Origin of the sequence: Actinomadura sp. NPDC049753 (assembly GCF_040674655.1) — a bacterium.
In the GTDB taxonomy this organism is placed as follows: Bacteria; Actinomycetota; Actinomycetes; order Streptosporangiales; family Streptosporangiaceae; genus Spirillospora; species Spirillospora verrucosospora.
In genome coordinates, this window is sequence record NZ_JBFARL010000331.1 from 1 (window position 1) to 5,065 (window position 5,065).

Annotated in this window: 5 protein-coding genes; 4 read left to right on the forward strand and 1 reads right to left on the reverse strand. The window is 78.4% G+C overall.

The features are described 5' to 3' along the window. The coding region (locus tag AB0K37_RS40075; RefSeq protein ID WP_363990904.1) for a histidine kinase at positions 1 to 1,121 on the reverse strand (1,121 nt) is incomplete at its 3' end. A gap of 131 nt (positions 1,122 to 1,252) precedes the next feature. Here AB0K37_RS40075 and AB0K37_RS40080 point away from each other — a divergent pair. From AB0K37_RS40080 to AB0K37_RS40095, 4 genes are all read left to right on the forward strand, one after another. Beyond that, positions 1,253 to 2,728 (forward strand): histidine kinase, encoded by a 1,476-nt coding sequence (locus AB0K37_RS40080; RefSeq protein WP_363990906.1) that lies wholly within the window; start codon positions 1,253 to 1,255, stop codon positions 2,726 to 2,728. Continuing rightward, entirely contained in the window at positions 2,725 to 3,390 is a 666-nt protein-coding gene (locus AB0K37_RS40085) for a response regulator transcription factor (protein WP_363990909.1), read from the forward strand. The genes AB0K37_RS40080 and AB0K37_RS40085 overlap by 4 nt, the downstream gene beginning before the upstream one ends. Positions 3,391 to 3,466: 76 nt before the next feature. Further along, the gene (locus AB0K37_RS40090; protein WP_363990912.1) at positions 3,467 to 4,177 is read left to right on the forward strand and encodes an RNA polymerase sigma factor; all 711 of its coding nucleotides are present in this window, start codon (positions 3,467 to 3,469) and stop codon (positions 4,175 to 4,177) included. Further along, the gene (locus AB0K37_RS40095; protein ID WP_363990915.1) at positions 4,174 to 4,953 is read left to right on the forward strand and encodes a methylated-DNA--[protein]-cysteine S-methyltransferase; all 780 of its coding nucleotides are present in this window, start codon (positions 4,174 to 4,176) and stop codon (positions 4,951 to 4,953) included. Before AB0K37_RS40090 ends, AB0K37_RS40095 begins: the two co-directional genes overlap by 4 nt. Positions 4,954 to 5,065 lie beyond the last annotated feature (112 nt).

Here is a 5,065-nt window from a genome sequence, read left to right on the forward strand (position 1 = left end):
CGGCCGCCGGAGGGCAGCAGCGGCGGCCCGTCCGGCGGCGGGTCGTTGGCGACCGTGACGGTGGTCCCGCCGGCGCCGTTCCGGGCGAGGGCGACGGTGACGGCGGCGCCCGGGGCGTGCTTGGCGGCGTTGGTGATGGCCTCCTGCACCACGCGGTGGGCGGTGAGCGCGGCCATCGGCCCGAGCCCGGCGGGGGCGTCGCCGGTGAGGCGGACGGGGACGCCGGAGGCGCGGGCGCGGTCGACCAGGTCGGGGATGCTCTCGCGGGCGGGCCGCAGCGGCGTCGCCGGGGAGTCCGCCGCGGCGTGAGGGTCCTCGGCGGCGGGGTCCTCGGCGGCGTCGTCGCGCAGCAGGCCGATGATCTCGCGGAGGTGGTCGGTGGCGTCGGCGGCGCCGGTGCGCAGTTCGGCGGCGGCGGCGCGGTGCCGGTCCTGCAGTCCCGGCGCGACCTCCAGCGCGCCGGCGCGCACGGCGATCAGGGCCAGTTCGTGGCCGAGGGAGTCGTGCATGTCCTGGGCGATGCGGGCGCGCTCGCGGAGCCGTTCGCGTTCGGCGATGATGCGCTGCTGGTGCTCCAGGCGTTCGGCGCGTTCCCATCCGGCGCGCAGCAGCTCCTGGTACTGGCGCCAGTAGCGGCCCACCAGCCAGGGCAGGACGCCGAGCAGGACGAGCCAGACGGTGGTGGGGAACCATGCGGTGACCGGCGTGCCGCGGACCGCCGACAGCAGCACCCCGCCGACGAACACCCCGGTGAAGCCCCACAGCAGCGGCTGCGCGCGGGCGCTGCGCAGGCCGGCCAGGTAGGACAGGACGGGCATGGCGAACACGAAGTTGCCGTGGACGAGGGTCAGCGCGATCACGGTGAGCAGCGCCGGGACGGGCCAGGCGCGCCCCGCCGCGATCGCGGCGGCGAGCACGCACAGTCCGGCCCCCTGCAGCCACCACGACGCCCGGGCGGGCTGCGGCGGGGAGACCGTGCCGACCAGCACGGGGAACGCCAGAACCGCGTACAGCAGCACGTCCTTGACCAGCGCGGCGCGGGAGGGCCGGCGGACCAGCGCCCGCAGGCGGGACGGCAGGGACGCGGGCGTCGGGAGACCGGGGGCCGCGGAGTCGTTCACGGGGTTCACGCTACTGGCCGGTGAACTGGGCCGTTACTGACGAAAGTCAGGGGGCGCGGGCGGCCGCGCCCACCCCGTGATGATCTTCGATGGGGGCGCGGGGCGGGTCCGGGCTGAACTACGGTTGGCGCGTGACAGCGACCCCGCCCCGCCCCCGGCGCAGGCCCGGCGCGCCCGGCCGGGACGCGGACGAGCCCCCGCCGCGGCCCGCGCAGGGCCGCGCGCAGGGGCTTGCGCGCCGGGCGGGAGCGGTGGCCGGGATTCCCGGCAGGATCGCGGGCCGGGCGCCGGGCGGGCCGTGGTGGCCGCGCGGGCGGACGGCCGACGCCCTGCTGGCGGCGGCGGTCCTGGTGGCGTCGGTCACGATGAGCGAGGCGGCGGTCAAGCCCGGGGACCGGCCGCTGTGGCCGGGCGGGCTGGCACTGATCGCCGCGGCGTCGGCGGCGCTGGCGTGGCGGCGCAGCCACCCGGCGGCGGTCCTGGTGGTCGCCGTGGCGGTGCCGCCGCTGTACTACCCGCTGGGGTACCCCGACGGGCCCGTCGCGGTCGTGCTGTGGCTGGCGCTGTTCAACGCGGCCGTGGAGTGCCGGCTGGCGGTGTCGCTGGGCGCGGTCATCGTCGTCAACGCCGGTTTCCTGGCGGCGGCGTCGCTGCGCGGCAAGGGCGACGACCCCGACGCGGTCACCGACGCCCGCGGCGTCGCGTCGCTGTCGCTGGGGCTGCTGATCACGGTGGCGATCGGGCAGTACGTGCGCGGCCGCCGCGCCATGGCCGAGGCCGCCGAGCGGCGCGCCGCCGCGGCCGAGCGCGACCGCGAGGCCGAGGCGCGGCGCCGCGCGGTCGCCGAGCGGCTGCGCATCGCCCGCGAGCTGCACGACGTGCTCGCCCACCAGATCTCGCTGATCAACGTGCAGGCGGGGGCGGCGCTGCACCGCCGCGACGACCCGGGCCGCGCCTACACGGCGCTGGAGGCGATCAAGGCGGCGAGCAAGGAGACCCTGCGCGAGCTGCGCGGGATCCTGGGCGTGCTGCGCCAGGTCGACGCCGAGGACGGCGGGCCCGGGGCGCCGGAGCGGCCGGAGGCGCCGCCCCCGTCGCTGGCGCGGGTCGGGGAGCTGCTGGACCAGACCGCCGCGGCCGGGCTGGCGGTTCGCCGCGCCGGCGACCTGCCCGAGCCCGGCGAGCCGGGGACGGCGGCGCTGAGCGACCTCCCGGCCCCGGTCGGGCTGGCCGGGTACCGCATCGTGCAGGAGGCGCTGACCAACGCCGTCCGGCACTCGGGGGCCGCCGCGGTCACGGTCGAGGTGCGGGTGTTCCCCGGCGAGGTGGTCGTGCGGGTGGACGACGACGGCGCCGGCCCGCACGCTCCCCCGCACGCGGAGCACACGGAGCACACGGAGGGCGCGGAGGGCGGCAACGGGGTGCGGGGCATGCGCGAACGGGCGGCCTCGGTCGGCGGGGAGCTGGCCGCCGGGCCCGGCCCGGCGGGTGGGTTCCGGGTGTGGGCGCGGCTGCCGCTGGACGCCGCCGGACCGCGCGCCCCGCTCGGGCAGGACACGAAGGACGATATGAGCGGACTGGGCGAGACAACAGAGGAGAACGCGTGATCCGGGTGATGCTGGCCGACGACCAGACACTGGTCCGGGCGGGGTTCCGGTCGATCCTGGAGGGCGAGGACGACATCGAGATCGTCGCCGAGGCCGGCGACGGCGAGCAGGCCGTCGCGCGGGCCCGCGAGCTGCGGCCCGACGTGGTGCTGATGGACATCCGCATGCCCGTCCTGGACGGGCTGGAGGCCACCCGGCGGATCATCGCCGACCCCCGGCTCGCCGACGTCCGTGTGGTGATCTTGACGACGTTCGACCTGGACGACTACGTCTACGGCGCGATCAAGGCCGGGGCCAGCGGGTTCCTGGTCAAGGACACCGAGCCGACCGAGCTGATCCACGGGGTGCGGGTGGTGGCGCGCGGAGACGCGCTGCTGGCGCCCACGGTGACGCGCCGGCTCATCGCCGAGTTCGCCTCCCGGATCACCGCGCCGCCGCCCGCCGCCGAGCTCAACTCGCTGACCGAGCGGGAGAGCGAGGTGCTGCGGCTGGTCGCGGCGGGGCTGTCCAACGAGGAGATCGCCGGTCGGCTGGTGCTGTCGCCCGCCACCGCCAAGACCCACGTCAGCCGCATCCTGGCCAAACTCGGCGCCCGCGACCGCGCCCAGCTGGTGGTGCTGGCCTACGAGACGGGAATGATCCGCCCCGGCTGGCTCGGCTGACCACCCGCCCGGTCCGATCTCGCGGCCCCGCTCCGGGGGACCGCAACCGGGCCGGTCACGGCGGTGTTGAACGGATGTGACGGTTACGGACGAAGCTCTCACCGACGCCCCCGACGCCGCCGCGGGCGGCGGCGGGGATGCCCCGGCAGGCGACACCGCCGGGGCGCGGGTCGCCGCCGCCCTGGCCCGCGACCTCGACGAGGGGTTCGCCGTGCTGTACGAGGCCTACCGGGGCGCGGTGTTCTCCACCGCGCTGCGGCTGTGCGGGCGGTGGGCCGAGGCCGAGGACCTGTCCGCCGAGGCGTTCCTGCGCGCCTACCGCGCGCTGGCCGGCTACGAGCCGGAACGCGTCGCCGGGCTGCGGCCGCGGGCCTGGCTCCTGACGATCCTGACCAACGTGTGGCGCAACAGCCTGCGCACGGCCGCGCGGCGCCCGGCGCCGGGCCCCATCGAGGACGCCCCCGACCCGCCCGACCCGGGCGAGGGCGTCGAGGACGCCGCCGCCCGCCACGAGACCGGCCGCGAGCTGGCCGGCCTGCTGGCCCGGCTCCCCCACCAGCAGCGCGCCGCGGTCGTGCTGCGGCACGTCACCGACCTGCCCGTCGCCGAGATCGCCGCCGTCCTGGACCTGCCCGAGGGCACCGTGAAATCCCACATCTCCCGTGGCCTGGCCCGCCTGCGCGCCCTGCGCGCCGAACCCGGCGCCACCGGGCCGGGCACCACCGGGCCGGGCACCACCGGGCCGGGCACCGCGCCCGACCCCGAGCAGAAAGGGGGCAACCGATGAGCCGCACCGACCCCGCCGGCGGCACGCCCGACCCGCTGGCCGGTGAACTGGCGGGGCTGGCCGCCGACGCGCCCCCGGCCCTGCTGGACCGCATCGCCGCCCGCCGCGTCCACGTCCCCGGCCCCCTGGAGGGCCTGCAGGTCGCCTTCACCGACCAGGGCGTCGCCTACCTGCGCGCCGGCATGGACGAGCGGGAGTTCGCCGCGGCGTTCCGCGCCCGGTTCGCCCGGCCGCTGCTGCCCGCCGACCGCCCCCCGCCCGGACTGCTGCCCGCGCTGCGCACCGGCCGGCTCGGCGCGCTGCGCCTGGACCTGCGCGGCCTCAGCGACTTCGAGGCCGCCGTCCTGCGCGCCGCCGCGCAGATCCCGCGCGGCCAGATCCGCCCCTACGCGTGGGTGGCCCGGCACGCCGGACGGCCCAGGGCCGTCCGCGCCGTCGGGTCGGCGCTGGGCCGCAACCCCGTCCCGCTGCTGATCCCCTGCCACCGCGTGACCCGCTCGGACGGCTCCCTGGGCGACTACGTGTTCGGCGCCGGCGCCAAGGAACGGCTGCTGCGCGCCGAGGACGTCGACGTCGAGGAGGTGACCGGGCTGGCGCGGCGCGGCGTGCGGCTGGTGGGCTCCGACACCACCGGGATCGTGTGCTACCCGACCTGCGCGGACGCGCGCCGGATCACCCCCGGGCACCGGCGCGGGTTCCGGGACCTGGCCGCCGCCCGCGCCGCCGGGTACCGGCCGTGCCTGCACTGCCGCCCCGGCGACGCCCTCCCCGCCTGACCCTGGCCCCGGCGCCGCGGGCCCCCGGCACCGGGCCGCGGCGCGGGGGCGCGGGGGCGGGCGTACAACGGCGCGGGGCGGGGATGGGGCCGGCCACCAGCGGGGACGGCCC

Coding starts and splice junctions, on each gene's coding strand:
- AB0K37_RS40095 (WP_363990915.1), top strand. CDS start 4,174: ATGAGCCGCACCGACCCCGCCGGCGGCACGCCCGACCCGCTGGCCGGT.